Origin of the sequence: Sphingomonas faeni (assembly GCF_003053745.1) — a bacterium.
Classification (GTDB): Bacteria; Pseudomonadota; Alphaproteobacteria; order Sphingomonadales; family Sphingomonadaceae; genus Sphingomonas; species Sphingomonas faeni.
Genome location: NZ_QAYE01000028.1, coordinates 1 through 1,882, shown reverse-complemented (window position 1 = coordinate 1,882; position 1,882 = coordinate 1). Strand labels below are relative to the sequence as shown.

General features: G+C 52.4%; 3 protein-coding genes. All 3 read right to left on the bottom strand.

Translation table 11 applies throughout. The annotated features are described in order from the left end of the window. Positions 1–272 precede the first annotated feature (272 nt). The 3 genes from C8J25_RS20555 to C8J25_RS20095 all read right to left on the bottom strand — a co-directional run bounded on the left by C8J25_RS20555 (position 273) and on the right by C8J25_RS20095 (position 1,721). Positions 273–746 carry a hypothetical protein gene (locus C8J25_RS20555; RefSeq protein ID WP_146173445.1) on the bottom strand — a complete coding sequence of 158 codons (474 nt, stop codon included), beginning with the start codon at positions 744–746 and terminating at the stop codon, positions 273–275. Between the two features lie 86 nt (positions 747–832). Further along, entirely contained in the window at positions 833–1,153 is a 321-nt protein-coding gene (locus C8J25_RS20100; protein WP_107956112.1) for a hypothetical protein, read from the bottom strand. Positions 1,154–1,400: 247 nt separating this feature from the next. After that, complete coding sequence (locus C8J25_RS20095; protein WP_107956111.1) at positions 1,401–1,721, bottom strand: hypothetical protein; 321 nt, start codon at positions 1,719–1,721, stop codon at positions 1,401–1,403. Between the last annotated feature and the right edge of the window lie 161 nt (positions 1,722–1,882).

The window sequence follows — 1,882 nt, the reverse complement described above, 5'->3', positions numbered from 1 at the left end:
GCGATGGGACGAACTCATGCCCTGGAACTGGTCCGCGCAAACCGCAGAGCGAGTGGCGCAAGCCGCGTAATCTGCGGCCTGCCGGCCACGCTTACCGCTTATCGTGTTCTGCTGGAGGTGGACGATAACGCTGATCCGAGCGATGTTCCCAATTAGGAACGAGCCGTGAGAAGCCGGCAGCCCTCTCGAAAGGGATCGAATTTTGGGAATGGCCGGTTGGAGATGAAAGCGGCATGGCCGCTTTCAATCGCGAACGCACTGTGCCGGATAATTCAGCAGGTTGAAGGTCGGCCGGAAAAGCTCCCGAGAATTTGGGTTAAGTCATCAAGTCTTTTGATCACCGGCAAAATCTCGTCAACCGACAGGCATGTTGGACGGGGATAAGGTGGTTGGCACGGTGGCTGCCCGGTGAATATACGGGCACTATAGCAAAGTTGGGCAAAGCCGTCTCTTTGGGGCCTATCCCTATAATGCACGGTAAAATCGGCTTCTAAGGATCCGCCGCCCTGAATAATCACATTAAGGCTCAAGTTTTCTGGGAGCGATGAAAGGCGATATACCGCTCCCGGACCTCTCAGTTTTTCTAAAGGGAGTTCCCTCGCTGCCGCTGCCTCCAGCACGGCCGTCTTCGCCAATGTCGTTCTAGGTATCCTTAAGCGCAACGGATATTCATCGCACAGGGCGTAATATAATGCGCAGACGTTCGAACTCGCCACTGCGGCAATGAATTCCGGATCAACAGCCATTCAAAAAATCCTGCCTTAACAGCTTCCTCGCACACGCCACCTCAGTCATTGCTCTCACGATGAGTATGATGATTAGGCGTCGCCGATTATGAATAATAGAACTCTGTTTTTGCTTCGCCGCTCGCAGCTAGCGAAAGGGAAAACGAGCCCCATTCCCCTCCCGTATGAAATCTCATCAACTCACGAAGCTTCATGCAGAGCTCGACATTGTCGGTCGCAAATCCGGCCGCAGTATCTGGATATTTCTGCGTCCCATGTAGTATGACCGAAAGCGAACTGCCAACCGTGCTGTATCGTTCTAGATATTCGTATTCGCACACGATGGATTCAAAAGGACCCTCAATCTGATCAATCATTAGTTGAGCCAGTTTCGTTATTATATCGGTCTGCTTGTCCATCTCGTTCATTTTCAAGCTCCGCTTTTGTATTATCCGCTACCAAACCGCGTGAAACTTGATATCCTAACGATGCAAAACCTAATGCATCCCGAGCGAATAACGGGGGGCTTTAGACGGTACCGAGCCGTTCTTTCCCGATCCAGCTTTCTCGCGATCGATGCTGTTACGGGAATGGCCGAGAACGGTAGGCAGCGGAATGGTCGAGCTCGGAAACGAGGCAGTTACTGTTCCGCTAGAGATCTCCAGTCGTCGACATTTATGCACTCGGCGGTCTGCTACGATCGAATTCGATTTTGAAGGCTCCGTCAGCCCTTAAGATATAAGCGCAATGATGCCAGTCTACCTGACCCTCTTCGAGCATGTCACGTCTGAGCGCAGATAGAGCATCATTGACGGATCGGTTCACGGATCTCTCGCCTTCCACTCCTTCAACAAGCTTGCCGTCATGCACGACATCATAGCGCCTCTGGATCCAGTCGTCATGGACTTCCGCCACGACCCTTATTTCGGACACCGAACCAACTAGCATCGGCGCGATTGCGATTCCGATGTTTTCCAGCTGACGGCTACTTTCCATTCTGCATTACCTCCGCCAATGATTGTCGAAACGACGTTCGCAATGTTCCCATATAAAGAGGAGCGACCGCAAGCTAGGGTCAGGACCCATTGATGTGAGAGGCGCGATCTGATTCAGGCTCCGTGAGGAGAGCGTGGATGAGCGACCTGTACTGGCTGACG

What these genes read in the sequence shown, in the direction of transcription:
- C8J25_RS20555 (WP_146173445.1), bottom strand. Translation starts at nt 746, where the DNA reads ATGGCTGTTGATCCGGAATTCATTGCCGCAGTGGCGAGTTCGAACGTC.
- C8J25_RS20100 (WP_107956112.1), bottom strand. Translation starts at nt 1,153, where the DNA reads ATGAACGAGATGGACAAGCAGACCGATATAATAACGAAACTGGCTCAA.
- C8J25_RS20095 (WP_107956111.1), bottom strand. Translation starts at nt 1,721, where the DNA reads ATGGAAAGTAGCCGTCAGCTGGAAAACATCGGAATCGCAATCGCGCCG.